The 16712-nt window shown below is 60.3% G+C and carries 20 protein-coding genes; 9 read left to right on the top strand and 11 right to left on the bottom strand.

The genetic code is table 11. The annotated features are described in order from the left end of the window. Positions 1–63: 63 nt before the first annotated feature. From ACR0C6_RS03430 to ACR0C6_RS03420, 3 genes are all read right to left on the bottom strand, one after another. Positions 64–942, bottom strand: coding sequence for a DMT family transporter (locus tag ACR0C6_RS03430; RefSeq protein WP_480618270.1), 879 nt, complete (start codon positions 940–942; stop codon positions 64–66). A gap of 133 nt (positions 943–1075) precedes the next feature. Continuing rightward, entirely contained in the window at positions 1076–1489 is a 414-nt protein-coding gene (locus tag ACR0C6_RS03425) for a Fur family transcriptional regulator (RefSeq protein ID WP_152458216.1), read from the bottom strand. Between the two features lie 65 nt (positions 1490–1554). After that, positions 1555–2277: an endonuclease/exonuclease/phosphatase family protein gene (locus ACR0C6_RS03420; RefSeq protein ID WP_152458217.1), complete on the bottom strand. Its 723-nt coding sequence runs from the start codon at positions 2275–2277 to the stop codon at positions 1555–1557. A gap of 166 nt (positions 2278–2443) precedes the next feature. Between ACR0C6_RS03420 and ACR0C6_RS03415 the strand changes: the two genes are divergently transcribed. Continuing rightward, the gene (locus tag ACR0C6_RS03415) at positions 2444–3403 is read left to right on the top strand and encodes a DMT family transporter (protein WP_480618268.1); all 960 of its coding nucleotides are present in this window, start codon (positions 2444–2446) and stop codon (positions 3401–3403) included. 14 nt (positions 3404–3417) lie between these two features. On the opposite strand, the gene ACR0C6_RS03410 is transcribed toward ACR0C6_RS03415, so the two are convergent. Next, entirely contained in the window at positions 3418–4836 is a 1419-nt protein-coding gene (locus tag ACR0C6_RS03410) for a protein adenylyltransferase SelO (RefSeq protein ID WP_480618814.1), read from the bottom strand. Between the two features lie 85 nt (positions 4837–4921). Here ACR0C6_RS03410 and ACR0C6_RS03405 point away from each other — a divergent pair, with 85 nt between their 5' ends. After that, the gene (locus tag ACR0C6_RS03405) at positions 4922–5341 is read left to right on the top strand and encodes a cupin domain-containing protein (protein ID WP_480618267.1); all 420 of its coding nucleotides are present in this window, start codon (positions 4922–4924) and stop codon (positions 5339–5341) included. 97 nt (positions 5342–5438) lie between these two features. After that, on the top strand, positions 5439–6206 hold the full coding sequence (locus ACR0C6_RS03400) for an extensin-like domain-containing protein (protein WP_480618265.1): 768 nt from the start codon (positions 5439–5441) through the stop codon (positions 6204–6206). Between the two features lie 17 nt (positions 6207–6223). On the opposite strand, the gene ACR0C6_RS03395 is transcribed toward ACR0C6_RS03400, so the two are convergent. The 3 genes from ACR0C6_RS03395 to ACR0C6_RS03385 are packed head-to-tail and all read right to left on the bottom strand — an operon-like array spanning position 6224 to position 8138. Further along, the gene (locus ACR0C6_RS03395; protein ID WP_480618263.1) at positions 6224–6685 is read right to left on the bottom strand and encodes a phage holin family protein; all 462 of its coding nucleotides are present in this window, start codon (positions 6683–6685) and stop codon (positions 6224–6226) included. A 10-nt stretch (positions 6686–6695) separates the two neighbouring features. Beyond that, positions 6696–7028 carry a hypothetical protein gene (locus ACR0C6_RS03390; protein ID WP_480618262.1) on the bottom strand — a complete coding sequence of 111 codons (333 nt, stop codon included), beginning with the start codon at positions 7026–7028 and terminating at the stop codon, positions 6696–6698. Between the two features lie 36 nt (positions 7029–7064). Beyond that, positions 7065–8138 (bottom strand): anhydro-N-acetylmuramic acid kinase, encoded by a 1074-nt coding sequence (locus ACR0C6_RS03385; RefSeq protein WP_480618813.1) that lies wholly within the window; start codon positions 8136–8138, stop codon positions 7065–7067. A 305-nt stretch (positions 8139–8443) separates the two neighbouring features. Here ACR0C6_RS03385 and tyrS point away from each other — a divergent pair, with 305 nt between their 5' ends. Next, on the top strand, positions 8444–9697 hold the full coding sequence (gene tyrS, locus ACR0C6_RS03380) for a tyrosine--tRNA ligase (RefSeq protein WP_480618260.1): 1254 nt from the start codon (positions 8444–8446) through the stop codon (positions 9695–9697). Between the two features lie 75 nt (positions 9698–9772). On the opposite strand, the gene ACR0C6_RS03375 is transcribed toward tyrS, so the two are convergent. After that, positions 9773–10489: a hypothetical protein gene (locus ACR0C6_RS03375; RefSeq protein ID WP_480618258.1), complete on the bottom strand. Its 717-nt coding sequence runs from the start codon at positions 10487–10489 to the stop codon at positions 9773–9775. Positions 10490–10711: 222 nt separating this feature from the next. On the opposite strand from ACR0C6_RS03375, the gene ACR0C6_RS03370 reads away from it, so the two are divergent. The 3 genes from ACR0C6_RS03370 to ACR0C6_RS03360 all read left to right on the top strand — a co-directional run bounded on the left by ACR0C6_RS03370 (position 10712) and on the right by ACR0C6_RS03360 (position 12317). After that, complete coding sequence (locus ACR0C6_RS03370; protein WP_480618256.1) at positions 10712–11467, top strand: 3-hydroxyacyl-CoA dehydrogenase; 756 nt, start codon at positions 10712–10714, stop codon at positions 11465–11467. A gap of 10 nt (positions 11468–11477) precedes the next feature. Next, on the top strand, positions 11478–12032 hold the full coding sequence (locus tag ACR0C6_RS03365; protein ID WP_480618254.1) for a sugar O-acetyltransferase: 555 nt from the start codon (positions 11478–11480) through the stop codon (positions 12030–12032). Positions 12033–12143: 111 nt separating this feature from the next. Next, positions 12144–12317, top strand: a complete 174-nt coding sequence (locus ACR0C6_RS03360) for a hypothetical protein (protein ID WP_480618252.1) — start codon at positions 12144–12146, stop codon at positions 12315–12317. A gap of 153 nt (positions 12318–12470) precedes the next feature. On the opposite strand, the gene ACR0C6_RS03355 is transcribed toward ACR0C6_RS03360, so the two are convergent. The 3 genes from ACR0C6_RS03355 to ACR0C6_RS03345 form a co-directional block, all read right to left on the bottom strand. Further along, positions 12471–14279, bottom strand: coding sequence for an ABC-F family ATP-binding cassette domain-containing protein (locus ACR0C6_RS03355; RefSeq protein WP_480618250.1), 1809 nt, complete (start codon positions 14277–14279; stop codon positions 12471–12473). A gap of 68 nt (positions 14280–14347) precedes the next feature. After that, a complete protein-coding gene (locus tag ACR0C6_RS03350; protein WP_171228155.1) occupies positions 14348–15103 on the bottom strand; it encodes a GNAT family N-acetyltransferase in 756 nt (251 codons plus the stop codon). 80 nt (positions 15104–15183) lie between these two features. Continuing rightward, positions 15184–15657 carry an outer membrane protein assembly factor BamE gene (locus ACR0C6_RS03345; RefSeq protein ID WP_171167760.1) on the bottom strand — a complete coding sequence of 158 codons (474 nt, stop codon included), beginning with the start codon at positions 15655–15657 and terminating at the stop codon, positions 15184–15186. Positions 15658–15742: 85 nt separating this feature from the next. Between ACR0C6_RS03345 and ACR0C6_RS03340 the strand changes: the two genes are divergently transcribed. After that, on the top strand, positions 15743–16279 hold the full coding sequence (locus tag ACR0C6_RS03340) for a YceD family protein (RefSeq protein ID WP_480618248.1): 537 nt from the start codon (positions 15743–15745) through the stop codon (positions 16277–16279). A gap of 205 nt (positions 16280–16484) precedes the next feature. Beyond that, on the top strand, positions 16485–16691 hold the full coding sequence (gene rpmF, locus ACR0C6_RS03335; RefSeq protein WP_008756996.1) for a 50S ribosomal protein L32: 207 nt from the start codon (positions 16485–16487) through the stop codon (positions 16689–16691). Positions 16692–16712: the final 21 nt, after the last annotated feature.

Raw genomic sequence — 16712 nt, 5'->3', positions numbered from 1 at the left:
TAACGCTAACACGCATATTCCCGGACATTTAGGGCTAACAATACGTTGTTTGCGCCAACAGGGTCAGGCGGGTGCCATTTCCCGCGCCAGACGCCGTTCGCGGACAAAGGTATAAAGACCCGAACCGATGATCAGGGTCGCCCCCGCCAGTGTCAGCGCATCCGGGCGTTCACCGAACATCAGCATTCCTGCAAGGATCGAGAACACAAGGCGCGTGTACCGGAACGGCATCAGGGCCGAGGCTTCGCCCACCCTCATCGCAGTGACAATGCCGTAATAGCCCAGCACGCCAAATCCGATCGCCCCCGCATAAGGGCCCGTTTGACCGGCTTGAACCGGCACGAAGGATGCCCCGGACATGACCATCAAAACCAGGCCGGCCAAAGCCACCGCAATATAGGCCTGCATCGCAACAACGGATGAAGCCACGCGTGGGTCCAGCTTGCGGGTAATCAGATCGCGCGCCGCAATTGCGACCACGGACAACACCACAAACAGGGATTCGGGCCGAAAGCCCTCCATCCCCGGGCGGATGATCATCAAAACACCGACAAAGCCGACGCCAATCGCGCTCCAGCGACGCCAGCCGACCTGCTCTCCAAGAAACAGGGCCGCCCCCATGGTGACGACCAGCGGCATGGCCTGAAACACGGCCGCAACGGTGGACAGGTCGATCAGCGACAACGCCGTCACGAACGCCACCGCGCCAAAGCCTTCGGTCGCAGCGCGGATCAATGGCAGGGTTTTCCATGCCACGGGGTCAAAGATCCGCTTTCGGGTGACCACTGACATCGTGGCGAACACGAGCCCGCAAAACACGCCCAGAAACACCATGATCTGCCCTGTCGGCACAGAGCCGGACAGGAGCTTGATGAACATGTCCTCAAGTGCAAAGGCCGCCATCGACCCGATGAGCAGCAGGATGCCGTTTACGTTGTTCATTTGCGCGTCCGTTGGAAAGGGCACATCTGGTGCCTGTAGATGCACAACAACCTCAACCAACGGCATCTGGCAAGACAATTCCCGTCACGCCTGATGAATTAAAGTGAGGGCATCAATCGCGTTTCGTGATGGGTCAGTCCTTTTCCAGCGGGACGCCATACAGCTCCAACCGGTGCCCCTTCAGCTTGTACCCAAGCTTGGCGGCGATTCTTTCCTGCAGGGCTTCGATCTCGGGGTCGACGAATTCAATTACCTCTCCTGACTGCATGTCGATCAGGTGGTCGTGATGATCGCGCTCGGCGTCCTCGTACCGGGCCCGTCCGTCGCCGAACTCAAGGCGTTCCAGAATACCAGCCTCTTCGAACAGTTTGACCGTGCGATAGACCGTTGCAATAGAAATGCCTTTATCCACGGCAGACGCCCGCGCATAGAGTTCCTCGACATCCGGGTGGTCGTCGCTCTGTTCCAGCACCTGCGCGATGACCCTTCTTTGACCGGTCATGCGCAGCCCCTTGGCTTCACAACGCCCAATAATCGTTTCCGACATGATGCCCCTCAGACTTGCTCGGGTGTCTGTCTTAATATGTCTGCGCAGGTTTCGCTACAGGGATTTCACCTTTTGCGACCTTCTGATCTGGCGCGCGTCAGATCGGCCCAGACCGGCAGGTGATCAGATGCGATATGCGCGGGACGTGTGTCGTGAACACCGTGCGCCACGGCCTGTATTCCGCTGCCCAGCGCGATCCGATCCAGCGCGCCCAAGGGCTGCGCGGCGGGAAAACTTGGTCTGGGGGGCAGAAACCGCATTTCGGGGACCAGATGATCCAGAACTGGCTGACGTGACCACTCGTTGAAGTCACCGGCCCAAACTGTCGGCATCTGGTCCATGTCCCAATCGTTCCGCCGAATGTGCAAAATCTGTTGCCGCCGCGACGCTGGCAGAAGCCCCAGATGCATACCCATCACGCGCAATGGCCCGATATGGGTGTCGAACTCGACCCGAACCGCCCCGCGCGGCTCCAGCCCCGGCAACTCGTGATGCCCTTTCCGGCGGACCGAGATACCCTCTCCGCGCCAGATCACCGCGTTGCCGTGCCAGCCCAGACTTCCCGCGCCGCCCAGATCGACGATCTGCCATCCCGCCTCGTCCAACATGAAATGCGGCAGCGCGGCCGGACGGGGCGGCAGGCGCTTGTCGGCCTCCTGCAACACCACGATATCCGCTTTCATGTTTTCGATGACTTGCAGAATACGTTGAGGCTGACGCCGGAAATCCAACCCGACGCATTTCTGAATGTTGTAGCTTGCGATACGCAGCGTGGACGAAGTTGGCATGAGGGCGTGACCAAATGAATTGATCCTAAAGTGCCATGCCTGACGTGAGGCGCAACCCCTGTGCTTGGTTTCCTGCTGCGACAATTCCGATACGACACCCGCCCCTGACAATCTGCCTGTTGTTTCGGCGATTGAAACCTGGCTGGTATCAAAGCAAAGGTTCCGCTTGATCCCCGGCCCTGCAACGCTCTATCCCGATGCGGTGACGACAACGCATCGCAGCAAAAGCGGGGCCCGCATGAGCCTGAGCCAGACCCAACCCGACAACAGCACCCGGGCCAGTATGGTTTTGGTGACAGGCGGCGCGCTGTGGGGCCTTTATTGGATTCCGGTGCGGTTTTTCTACGATCAGGGCCTGACCGGCCCCTGGTCAGGGATCGCAATGTACTGCGCGGCCCTGATTGCGTTGATCCCCTTTGTCTGGCCCGACAGACGCATGCTGGCCCGGCAATGGCGCGATTTGATGCTCAGCGGAATGTTCACAGGGGCTGCATTCAGCCTGTATTCGATTAGCCTTGTTTACACCGACGTCGTCCGCTCGATCCTGTTGTTCTATCTCACTCCGATCTGGGGCACGATTCTGGGCGTCGTATTTCTGAAAGAACGCCTGAGCCTGATGCGCCTAGCGGGCCTGATCTGCGGGCTTGGCGGGCTGTTTGTCGTGCTTGGAGGCGCCGGATTCGTGCCATGGCCGCAGAACTTGGGCGACTGGCTGGCGCTGGCGTCGGGCATATGCTGGGCATTGGGCACACTGGGCCTGTACAAGGCTGGTAGCATGACCATCTCGGGTCAGGTATTTGCCTTTGTGATTGGCGCGTTGTTGCTGTCGCTTGTCAGCCTGCTGATGCTTGGGGGCCAAACCCTGCCGAACATCACAGGCGAAGAGTCGATCCGCATAGCGGGATACGCGTTGCTGTCGGCCTTTTATGTCCTGCCCATGATCTACATGACCATCTGGCCAGCAACCAAGCTGTCCCCCGCAAAGGTCGGCCTGCTGCTGATGAGCGAGGTTGTCGTTGGCATCGCGTCGGCCGCCGCCCTGTCAGGAGAACCATTCGGCCTGCGGGAGGTTCTGGGCGCCACCCTGATCGTCAGCGCTGCGGTGTTGGAAATCCTGCGGCAATAGACGCGGGCTTTGCGTCACGTCCCGCAGAATGTTGCATGAACCACCTCATTTTCGGCCGGAGGACGCCTCAGATCTTCCGCATCCCCTTGACCCTCGTACGGTTGCGCCAACACGGCGTTCAACCGGTCGAAGGGCGCATAGTCGCCATGTACCGCCGCCTGGATCATCTGTTCGATCCGGTGATTGCGCGGAATGAATGCGGGGTTTGCGGCGGTCATCACCTCCTGTGGCGCCGCTTCGCGCGCCAACCGTGCGCGCCAGTCTTTTTCCCAGGTGTCAAACGCTGCCGGGTCAAGGAACAGATCCCGCGCCGTGCCACCGCCCAGCGCCCGGAAGGTATTGGTGAAATCCGCCTGCCCCCCGGCCATGCGCTTCAGAAGGTCGGTGATCAGTTCCTGATCGCCCTCGTCCGCGGTTGCCAGTCCGATCTTCGCCCGGAACCGGGACAACCAGTTCTGTTGCAGCAGGTCCGGCATCGCGTGGACGATCTCGGTCGCCTCTTCCACGGCAGCCTCTTTGTCGTCCATCTGCTGGATCAAGGCCGTTGCCAACTGCGCGAGGTTCCACACCGCGATATCGGGCTGGTTCGAATAGGCATAACGACCCATCCGGTCGATCGAGCTGTAGACGGTGTTGGGGTGATACGTGTCCATGAACGCACATGGGCCATAGTCAATGGTCTCACCAGCGATCGAGCAGTTGTCGGTATTCATCACGCCATGGATGAATCCCACGCTCATCCATTGTGCAATCAAACCGGCCTGCGCATCGCGCACCGAACGCAACAGGCCCATCGGCCCTTCTGCCTTGGGGTAATGCCGCGTAATGGCATAGTCCGTCAGGCGCTTCAGGCTGCCCATCTGCCCACGCGCTGCAAAAACCTGAAAGGTCCCCACCCGCAGATGACTGGATGCAACCCGGGTCAGAACCGCTCCGGGCATCGGGCCCTCGCGAAAGACGGTCTCGCCGGTTTCCACCGCTGCCAAGGCACGTGTGGTCGGAATGCCCAGGGCATGCATCGCCTCGGATACCACATATTCCCGCAGCACCGGCCCCAGCCAGGCCCTGCCATCGCCCCGGCGGGAAAACGGCGTCGGCCCCGAACCTTTCAGCTGGATGTCCCGGCGCACCCCGTCCGTTCCGACCGTCTCTCCCAGCAGCACCGCACGCCCGTCGCCCAGCTGCGGGTTGTACTGCCCGAACTGATGCCCGGAATAAAGCTGTGCGATGGGCTCGGCACCTTCGGGAATACTGTTTCCCGCAAAGGCTTCGGCCATGTCCTCGACGTCTCCGGGCGAAATCCGCAGCAACCTGGCCAGATCATCGTTGAACGCAATCATCCTTGGCGCGCGCACGGGAACCGGTGACTGCCGTGCAAAGAACGCATCCGGCAGGCGGGCATAAGAGTTATCGAAGGGGATTTTCAGGGTCATGTCGTAAACATATCCCTCGGACGCATGAATACCATAGCGGATCACACCGGCCCGTGCATAATTGCACCCAAACACGAGGAAACACATGACCGCACAAGAGATTATCGACCGCCTGAACCTGCAACGGCATCCCGAAGGTGGTTGGTACGCCGAGACATGGCGCGCCGAAAACGAAGGTCGCCCCACCGGCACCTGCATCTACTTCCTGTTGCAGAAAGGCGAAAGCAGCCACTGGCACCGTGTCGATGCGACCGAGATCTGGCTGTACCATGCCGGCGCGCCGCTTGTCCTGTCGCTCAGCGCAACGGACCAAGGCCCCGCCACCGAACATGTGCTGACCCCCGATCTTTCCTCTGGCGCACCACAATTGATCGTTCCGGAAGGCCATTGGCAAGCCGCCCGCAGCACGGGTGATTACACGCTGGTCAGTTGCACGGTCTCGCCCGGTTTCCAGTTCGAGGGGTTCGAACTGGCCGCACCGGGCTTCGATATCCCCAAGGCATGACCGCTCACATAACGATCCCTGAAAAGGTGAGTTTACAGACGGTTGCCCATTGATCATTCTGTACACGCAGCCACAGGCGACGGAGTAACGAGTAAGAATGAAACAGGTCCTGCTGACTGTCTTGTTCTTGTGTCAAAGCGCAGCATTCGCCAGCGCAGAGCCCGCTTGTGCCGAGGCCCGTCTTGCATCCGATCTGACCGCGCCAGAGCTGATCGGGGAAGAAACGGCTGAAGAAGCTGACCCGACCGTGACAGTCGAACCTGCGGTGCTGGTTTCCAGGCGTCCTGCCCTGCGACCCTGCAAGTTTCGGCAATTCGAAGTGGGCCGTGAACGAATGCAGGAACGGGGCGCCGTGTGCGGCGACTGGACCATTCTGGGCGAAACACGCAAGCCCGTCGCCGGAAAGGCCCGCGGATGCGGGATCACGAACCCGGTTCGGGTTTACAAAATCTCTGATATCGCACTCAGCCAATTCTCATTGATGGATTGCCAGACAGCGGTCACGCTGAAAACGTGGATCGAAAACACGGCCAAGCCAGCCTTTGCCGATATGGGCGGCGGGCTGAAGGGGATGCGGATCGTTGGCCACTATGCCTGCAAGACCCAGAACAACCACCCGCGTTCACGCATCTCGGAACATGCGCGCGGAAAGGCGATCGACATATCGACCTTTGTTCTAAAGGACGGAACACAGATCACGGTCCGGGACGGATGGAACAACGCGCAAGGCGCTGTTTTGCGAAAGCTGCACGAAGGCGCCTGCGACATGTTCGGAACCGTGCTTGGCCCGGACGCCGACCGCTATCACGTCGGGCATTTCCATTTTGACACGGCCCGCCGCAAAGGCGCTCCGGTGTGCCGATGAACCTTCGGGTTGCTCCTCTATTTGTCGCTTCGGCTTTTGATCAACAAATTGATCAGCGGCACCAGCAGCGTCGCTGCCGATCCCAAAGGGTTCGATCCAATGCTCTTGACCGCCTGCACGACCTCTTTGGCTTCTGCGGTCATCTCCTCCAATTCGTCTTCAATATCCGCTATGGCCATATCGCGCACTTCGACGGCCGGTGCGACTTCGTCGTCGATATTTCGGCGTCTTGCAATCAGCACCATAAGCCCGGCGAAAACGATGTTTCCAAAGGCCAACAGCGCCGCCGCCCAAGCTGGTGACATCGAGCTTTGAAACGCCAAGAACAAGGAGACATTCAAAAGCACCACCGCCGACAATGCCGCGATGCCCGCGATGCCCATCAGTATGGTCTGTTGCTGAACCACCCCAAGACGGCGGCGTGCGATCAAACGTTCGGTCCGATAGATCGTAACCAGGTTCTTGCTCAGTCTGCTCATACCCTGCCTCCTAGCCCTGCGCGCGCCCGACGACGTAGCCCAGCGAAAACGCAATCAGCAACGCCGTGATCGGATAGTCTTTCTGAAGCCGACCGAACTCCTCGACAACGTCATGCCCCAAGGACTGAACCTGGCTCAGGTCGATCCCGTGGTCTTCCAGCAGCTGCCGGATTTCATCCGACGATTTGGTGCCCTCAGGTGGAACTTCGGAACCCGTTTCCTTTTCGGCCTGCGCCTCCAACGTCGCATTCCGCTTTCGCAACTTCTCCAACTCGGCCTCGAGCTCTGCCTTGGTCGCCATACTGCCATGCCCCTGATCCATCGGTCCGGGCAATCGTCGCACAAAGAGTTGTTTTTTTGAACTGTTTTCCGGATCGGGTTATCCGACCGGGTCCATCGACACCGTACTGACGACCCCGCCACCGACAAGCGCCTTTACGCCGGTGGTTCCGGGGCAAGAGGTCGGCAATCCCCGCGCGACGCGCACCGCCAGATAGGCAAACGCCTGCGCCTCAAGCATGTCGCCGTCCAGCCCCACCGCCTCAACCGGTTCGACCGGGCAATCCAGCGACACGCGCAACATCTCCATCAGCACCGGGTTGCGCCTGCCGCCCCCGGTGACCAACACACAGGACGGAGGGTTCGGACAGTGCTCCATCCCCTGCACCACAGCTGCGGCACACATACCGGTCAGAGTCGCCACCGCGTCAGCGTCATTGAGTTCCTTGACCAAACCGATCATTTCCGAAAAATCGTTCCGGTCCAGGGATTTCGGCGGCATGCGGGAAAAATACGGCTCGGCCAGAAACAGCTCCAGCGCGCCCATTTCCACCGTTCCATCGCGCGCAAGCGCCCCGTCACGGTCCATCGGAAGCCCCAGCCGGGCCTGCATCAGATCATCGACCGGCGCATTGGCCGGGCCTGTATCAAAGGCCAGCAACGCACCGGGCGCTTCGGGGCCCTCGAACGCCGGGTCCACATAGGTCAGGTTGCCGACCCCGCCCAGGTTCAGGAAACACAGCGGCCGGTCCGCACCGAACCATTTGGCACAGGCGAAATGAAAGAAAGGCGCAAGCGGAGCCCCCTCGCCCCCCATCGCAACATCGTCGCTGCGGAAATCCCAGACCACCGGGCGCCCAAGGGCCTGCGCCAACCCCAGCCCGTCACCAACCTGCAAGGTCCCGCGCCCGCGCGGCTCATGCGCCAGCGTCTGCCCGTGAAAGCCGATAAGATCCACATCCTCGAACTCGGACAGTGCTTCGGCATGAGCAATCGTTACCATCTCTGCCGCTGCATCGACCTGGGGTCCGTGCCACTGGCCCAGCGCGGCGCGCAACACGTCGCGTTCCGCATCCGAATAGGCGCGGTATCCACTTTCCCCAAACCCGTAAATCGAATGCCCGTCGGTTTCCACCACCGCGGCATCAACCCCGTCCATCGATGTGCCGGACATTGCGCCCAAAGCCCGGAGCTTTCCGTGTTTCGCGATGGTCTGGCCCAAGCCTGCCTCCTGAATTGGCTGTGTCTTTCGCCGCCTCCGGGTCCGGGATTTCACCTTTGGGTTGCAGCCCGGTCAACGTGCCTTCTGTTGGGGCGAAAAGGCAAGCGTTCCGGACCGGCCCGGCAATTTTTTTCTCAAGGCGCGTGTCTCGATCGACACCCTCCACCGCACCCCGCGCCCGAGGTGAAAAGGTGGCTTTTCCTCCCACGCGCTGCCGCCTATACAGTGCCCCGCAACATTAACCCAAAGGGCACGATATGACCTACCACCCCAAATCGGATTTCATCGCCACGATGATCGAGCGCGGCTTTCTCGCCGACTGCACCGATTATCAGGGCCTTGACGACGCGCTGATCAGTGGGTGCAAACCGGCCTATATCGGCTTTGATGCCACGGCCAAGTCGTTGCATGTGGGCAGCCTGATCCAGATCATGATGCTGCGCTGGTTCCAGAAAACCGGTCACCAGCCGATCACCCTGATGGGCGGCGGAACCACCAAGGTTGGCGACCCTTCGTTCCGCGCGGATGAACGCCCCCTGCTTGGTCCCGAACAGATCGACGAAAACATCGCGGGCATCAAAAAGGTGTTCTCAGCCTATATTGACTATGACACAGAGGCCGAGAACAAAGCTTTGATGCTGAACAATGCCGAGTGGCTGGACGACCTGAATTACCTCGATTTCCTGCGCGACATCGGGCGTCATTTCTCGGTCAACCGGATGCTCAGCTTTGAATCGGTGAAATCCCGACTGGACCGTGAACAGTCACTGTCCTTTCTCGAATTCAACTACATGATCCTTCAGGCCTATGACTTCCTGGAACTGAACCGCCGCTATGGCTGCTTGCTTCAGATGGGCGGCAGCGACCAGTGGGGCAATATCGTCAACGGGATCGACCTGACCCGCCGCGTGCTGGATCACGAGATCTATGGTCTGACCTCGCCCCTGCTGACCACCAGCGACGGCAAGAAGATGGGTAAATCTCAGGACGGCGCGGTTTGGCTGAACGCAGACATGCGCTCGCCCTACGAGTTCTGGCAGTTCTGGCGCAATACCACCGACGCTGATGTTGGGCGGTTCCTGAAGCTTTACACCGAAATGCCGGTGGACGAGTGCGATCGTCTGGGCGCGCTGCAAGGATCCGAGATCAACGAGGCCAAGATCCGTCTTGCCAACGAGGTGACGACTCTGGCCCATGGTGCGCAGGCCGCGGCGAACGCCGAAGCCACCGCGCGCGAGGTCTTTGAAAAGGGTGGCGTGGGCGGGGATCTTCCGACCCTGACCCTCAGCGAGGCCGAACTGGGTGACGGCATGTCCATCGTGCAGATCATCGTCAAATCCGGCCTCGCCAAATCCGGCAAAGAGGCCAAGCGCCTGATCGCCGAGAACGGTGCCAAGCTGGACGACGCGCCGCTGACCGATGCCGGGTTGATGATCGACGCTAGTGCATTGTCCTCGCCCATCAAGCTGAGCGCCGGCAAAAAGCGTCACGCGCTGGTTCAACTGGGCTGACCCGGCAAGGCTGAAAGACACGAAACTGCAACGGCCACCCAAACGGGTGGCCGTTTTTCATTCGGTAAGCCGTGCTTATCTGCGTTCTTTTCCGCCGCCACGACCAGGCCGGTCGCCACTTTCGTCATTGTTGGCGTTATGACCGCGGCCCGGGCTGCTGCCTTCACCGCCATTGCCATGGCCGTTGTTGCCCTTGCCACCACCTTTACCCTTGCCGCCTTTACCTTCGCCTTTGCCTTCACCACCGCCGGATTCACCACCGCCGCCAGATTCACCACCGCCGCCGGATTCACCTCCACCACCGGATTCACCTCCACCGCCGGATTCACCACCGCCACCGGACTCACCTCCACCGCCGGACTGGCCGCCTCCATTGTTTTCGCTTTCTTCAGACGCGCCCCTGGGGCCACTTTCACCGCCTCCGACAGTTCCACCAGCATCGGCGAATCCAGACCCACCGGGTTCAGAGCCGCGGCTTTCACCCCGGTTTTCCGCCGAACCAGACAGGTTTGCCGTCGGCAAATCCGTCAGCAACGCGGCCAGCCCCGGGCATTGCGCCCCGGTTACACTCAAAGTTGTTTCAAAGTCGGCCCGCTTTTGAAGCCTGTCCAGAAAACTCGGGGTTACCTGCACACAATCGCACAACCCGGCATAGTCCCCCGCGTTGGCAAGATTCCGAGCCGTTTTCCAGTTGCAGGTTTCCGGTGCGGCAGCAGCATCGCCAACCATCACCATTCCAAAAACAGGCACAGCGACAACTGCACCCAGTATGTGTTTCGTACTTGTTACCATAACAGATCCTCCTGGCGGAAAAACACACAAAGGCGCCGCGTTCTTCGCTCACGAACAGGCGCGTTTTCGTGAAGTCGGCATTAAGTATTGTTGAGGATCGGCCGAAACATCGGGGCCAAGGACCTTACCCGCCAACCAGGATCCTGCCTTCTCAAATTTGTGGACTCTGGCCCCAAAATGCAGTTATTGAACAAGTGTTCATATCCTTGGGAGGAGTTCACCATGCACCTGTCCACCACTGCCGCCCTCATCACCGGAGGCGCGTCCGGTCTGGGCGAAGCCACGGCACGCCACTTCGCCTCGGAAGGCGCGCAGGTCACCATTCTGGATCGTGACGCAGATCGCGGCGCACAGGTCGCCGCCGAGATTGGCGGGCATTTCGCGCAAACGGATGTGACCGACGAAGAGTCGGTGGCCGCAGCCGTGCGCCATGGCATGGACAAGATGGGCAAGATCACGGCCACGGTGAATTGCGCAGGTATCGCCTATGGTATCAAGACTGTCGGCAAGGATGGCCCCCACCCTTTGGATGCGTTCCAGCTCACGATCGACATCAATCTGGTTGGCACCTTCAACGTGTCCCGGCTGGCCGCTGCCGAAATGGCAAAGAATGACCCCGAACCAGATGGGGCACGTGGGGTGATCATCAACACCGCCTCGATCGCTGCGTTTGACGGGCAAAAGGGTCAGGCGGCCTATGCGGCCTCGAAAGGCGGCGTCGTGGGCATGACGCTGCCGATGGCCCGCGACCTGGCCTCGACCGGCATTCGCGTCATGACCATCGCGCCGGGCATTTTCATGACCCCGATGCTGGCGGGCCTGCCCGAAGAGGTGCAACAACAGCTTGCCGCCGACGTCCCGAACCCTGCCCGCCTTGGCGATCCGCAGGAATACGGAAGACTGGCCGGCTTCATCGTCGAGATGGGCTATCTGAACGGTGAGGTCATCCGCATCGACGGTGCCCTGCGTATGCGCTAAACCGGGGCTCATGACCGAGCGGCAGAAAATGGACGCGGGTGAATGGTATTGCTGCCTTGACCCGGAACTGGATGCGCTTCGGGCCGAAGCGCGCCGGGCCGTTCATGCCCATAACACATGCCCGCCGGATGCCCGTGGGGCCATCGCGCCGGAACTGGCTGCGCTTTTTGCGGGAGTTGGACGGGATTGCTTTCTCGAGGCTCCGTTTCACTGTGCCTACGGAATAAACCTGTCGTTGGGAGACCGCGTGTTTTTCAACGCAGGCTGTGTCGTGCTCGACACCGCGCCGGTGACGATTGGGAATGACACGATGCTTGGACCTGCGGTGCAGATCTATTGCGCCGAACACGCGAAAGATCCTGCTTTGCGCGCTCGGGGGCTCGAAGTCGCCCACCCGGTCAGGATCGGCGAAAACGTCTGGATCGGCGGGGCCGCGATCATCATGCCGGGCGTTACGATCGGCGACAATGCCATCATCGGAGCCGGCAGTGTGGTGACAAAAGACGTTCCCCCCGGCGAGACCGTCGTTGGAAACCCTGCCCGGCCTATGCGCACCCACCGATAGCCCTGCTCTTCCCCCAATCCGCCAGGGCCTTGTTCGCGGGGCGCAGCGCCTGTTTTTTTTGATCAAGCCGCGCCGGGTCAACGTGTCCCCAAGGAGGGGCGCCCGGGCAAGGTGGATTTCGACTGCACCGAACTCGGAAGCGTGATCGCCCGCACCGAAGAAGAATACATCCAAAACGACCCGCATGTGGCTGCGACACATCCCGGTGTCGTTGCCTTCCATGCAATTTGGAACAGCCGCGAACCGTCGCAGACGCATTTGAAGGCGCTTCACCTCACCACTTGAATAAATGTGCTCGACGGGGTCGCAGCCGAAGCAAGCTGAACGAAATGGCGCGGATCCGCTGATCCGGTCCCCGGCAAAACCGAAGCAGCAGGCGAACTCCGGTTTTTAAGCAGCTTTTTCCACGCCGTCTGATAAGGCGCGCGCAGTTGGCGCCTACTCAGCCTGGGCTTTTTCTTCCAGTGTCAGCCATTCCTCTTCGGCCGCCGACAACTTGTCTTGCCGTTCGACAAGCGCCTCGGTCGCTTTCTGGAACTTGACCGGCTCGCGGGTAAACAGCTCGGGGTCGGACATCAATTCTTCGAGCTTTGCAATCTCGGCCTCCAGTCGTTCAATCTCGGCCGGCAGCTTTTCCAGCCGGTGCTTTTCGGAAAAGGACAATCCCGATCTGGCTTTTGCTTCCTGCTTCACCTTCGGCTTGGAAAGCTTTGTTTTGCCGTCTTTTTTCTCGGGAACTTCGCCCCGCTGCGCAATATAGTCGGACCAGCCGCCGGCATAGACGGTCGCCCGCCCGTTGCCTTCCATTGCGATGGTCGTCGTTGCAACGCGGTCCAGAAAATCCCGGTCGTGGCTGACCAGCAGAACCGTTCCATCGTAGTCGTCCAGCAGCTCCTGCAACAGATCCAGCGTTTCGACATCCAGATCGTTGGTCGGTTCGTCAAGTACCAGAAGATTGGAAGATTTCGCCATCAACTTGGCCAGCAGCAACCGTGCCTTTTCCCCACCCGACAAGGATTTGACAGCCGCCCTTGCCTGCCGCTCGTCAAACAGGAATTCCTTGAGATAGCCCACGACATGTTTGGGCTGCCCGCCAACCATCACCTGATCGGCCTTGCCGGAAACCCGCATATCCGGGTCGCCGGTCAGGCTGTCCCACAAGCTCATCTCGGGGTCCAGTTGCGCACGGGTCTGATCGAACACCGCGACCTCAAGATTGGTACCCAGCGACACCGAACCTTCGTCCGGCGCCACCTGCCCCAGAAGCATCTTCAGCAAGGTCGTCTTGCCAACCCCGTTCGGCCCGACAAAGGCCACACGATCACCGCGCTGCACCAGCAGATCAAAATTCCGAACGATCTGCTTGTCGCCGAACCCTTTGGCCAGCCCTTTGGCCTCGATCACCTTGCGGCCCGATTTTGGCCCGGCCTCCAGCGTCATCGCAGCGGAACCCTGACGCTTGATCTGTGCCGCCTTTTCGGCCCGCAGCGCCTGTAGGGCCCGCACCCGGCCCTGATTGCGTTTGCGCCGCGCGCTGATACCCTCGACCGCCCATTTGGCCTCGGACTTGATCAGACGGTTCAGCTTGTGGCGCTGCTGGTCTTCTTCTTCCCAGATCTTGTCCCGCCAGGCTTCGAACGCGTCAAACCCTTGCTCCTGCCGTCGGACAGCGCCCCGATCAATCCACAGTGTCGCCCGCGTCAGTGCCCGCAAAAAGGCCCGGTCGTGCGAGATCAACACAAACGCCGCTCGGGTCGACCCAAGCTCGCGCTCCAGCCACGCGATGGCTTCGATATCCAGATGGTTGGTCGGTTCGTCCAGCAGCATCAGATCCGGTGCCTCGGCCATCAGCTTGGCCAATGCCGCCCGCCGCCGCTCACCACCCGAAGCAGTCTCAACTGGGCGCGCAGGATCGAATTTCAGCCCCGCACCCGCCCGTTCAACCTTGTAGAGCTCACCCGGCTCCAACCCGCTCGACGCATAGTCGCCCAGGGTGGCAAACCCCTCCATCGTCGGGTCCTGCTCCATATAGCCTACGGATTTTCCGGGCGGCACGACAATTTCACCGCGGTCAGCTTCGACAAGGCCGGCCATCACTTTCATCAGCGTGGATTTGCCCGACCCGTTGCGCCCAACCAGCGCCACGCGGTCACCGGGCTGTACCACCAGATCCAGTTCGGAAAACACCGGTTCGCCCCCGAAAGTCAGGGATATGCCGGACATCTGCAACAAAGGAATTCTCGCCATGCCCGCCAGCTAAACCGGCGGCCACACTGCGTCAACGCCCTGTCTTCACCTTTTCGGAAATACTCATCTTAACCGGCCAATGCCCGCAACAGGCGTTTTCGGGCCGGAGGGATCGCCCCGATTTCAAGCCCTGTGAACACGTGCAACGTGTTCATGTGGCGATCCACAACCGCGTGGTCACTCACCCACCCCCCCATCATCAGATAGGTTCGCAACAGGGGCGGCATGCGCGACATTGCCTTTTTCGCATCCGGCCGGCGTCGCAGACGTGCGGCAAAACGGAACACGTCCGGAGCCTTGACCTGCGGCAACCACCGTTTCGGGGCCAGGTGGCGATGTTTGAGCATCGCAAAGGCATCAAGGTATCGCCCGGTTTCGGTCCCGGCAAAGGACGAACATCCAAACAGCATCTGGACATCGTGTTGATCGACATAGGACGTCATTGCACCCCAGGCGACACGCAGAATGTCGGGATCGTTCAGGCCCGGATGAACACAAAACCTGCCCATCTCGACCATGCGGCCACTGAACCCTTCCAACGAGCTCAGGTCGTAGAACTGTGCTGAATAGCTGCGCCCGATTTCACCGCCATGTTCCATTGTCAGCATCCGAAAGCAGCAGACCAACTGCCCGGCGGATCGCATATCTTCGACCAGGACATGGCTGCATTGCGTGTCGAAATCGTCAATGTCCGGTTGCCGGGTGCCGAATGCCAATGTCCGCAGGCTTTGTGCGGCCCTGATATCCTCGGCCGATTCCGCCAGACGGGCGTGATAGCGCCCTTTGCTCAACATAACTGCCGCCGCCACGGTCGCGTCCTCCATGGGTGCCGACCCACGAGTGTCGGACACCGTTAACACAAGACATGTGACCGCCTTGTGACCAACGCAAGGTTCCGCCGCGATCAGTTGGCGCCAGGAATATTGGCCGGGTTGAAGTTGCCGATATTGCCCAACAGCTGACGCAGGAAGCCTTTGTCCTGAACGTTGGAATCGGTCACCCGGCGTTCAAGCGGAATCACGATGCCGTCTTCCAGGCCAAAACGCTCGATGTTTCTGACGACTCCACGCTGATCAAAACTGATGGCGACCAGTTCGCGCGCCACCACTTCGGGCCGTTTCGGGCCGTAATGGCGCACCCGCGAGCGGACATAGTAATAGCCCGAATCCCGCACGACCCCGGACGCACCCGGTGCGCCGATGGCTTCTTCCACGCTGTCGCGCGTATCGACGCCCACTTTGATTTCGGCCAGTTCCTCGGCCGGAGGCACATAGCCGTGATTCTTGTAGATCGGCGTACAGGCCCCGGCCGCAGCCAGACAGGCAACAAACACAAGCGATTTCGTCGCTGGTTTCAACCGGTTCACTACCTTCAACATGCACACCCTCTTGCCTTGGCCTCTTGCGGCTTCTATCCGATTACAGAAACCGCTGCCACGGTTCAACACATAGAAAGGCTCACGAATGGGCAACGTTACATCATTTCGGGTGGCTGACCTGCCCCAGAACGCCCCGACACCCTTTGAACTGCGCCCCGCAAGCGCCGCATTGGATGAGATCAGGCAGGATCTGGGGCTGCTGGGGCTGCGCAAACTCAGCTTTTCCGGTGAGCTTCGCGCACAGGGCAAGCGCGACTGGGTCCTCAACGGCAAACTCGGTGCAACCGTGATCCAACCCTGTGTCGTGACGCTCGAGCCGGTCACGACCCGGATCGACATTCCCGTGCACCGCACCTTTCTGGCCGATTGGACCGACCCGGATGAACCCGAGTTCGAAATTCCCCAGGATGACGAATCCGAGCCCTTGGGCCCGGAAATCGACACCGCATTGGTAATGGTCGAGGCGCTGTCGCTGGCCCTACCGCAATATCCGCGCAAGGAGGGTGCGGAGCTGGGTCAGGCAGACTATACCGAACCCGGAAAACAGGCGATGACCGACGAAGACGCCAAACCTTTCGCCGGATTGGCGGGATTGCGCGATGCGCTCAAAAAAGACGAGTGACAGAGCGCAGATTTCCTGTCATAGCAGGCGGTCAGAAAAATCGCTTGAACATACCGAGAATCGCAGTATTTTCGCGCGCTCATCGGATTTTGGGTTGGACATTGCGGGGCCCGTCGCCTAAACGCGCGTCAAACCACGATAAACGAACTACGAAACCCGGGTCGGCAGCGAATCTGCGACCCCTAGTCAGACAAAGGTTGAGACCATGGCCGTCCAACAGAACAAAGTTTCCAAGTCGCGTCGCAACAACCGCCGCGCACACGACGCTCTGGTTGCTGCAAACCCGAACGAATGCCCGAACTGCGGCGAGCTGAAGCGCCCGCACCACGTTTGCGCATCCTGCGGCCACTATGATGATCGCGAAGTCGTCGCTCAGGCCGATGAAATCGATCTGGACGAAGACGCAGCCTAAGCCTGATCGAGCGCAGACCAA

This window comes from Ruegeria sp. AL12 (assembly GCF_056540885.1).
The sequence above is the reverse complement of the archived record's forward strand: the minus strand, read 5'-3'. Positions and strand labels throughout refer to the sequence as shown.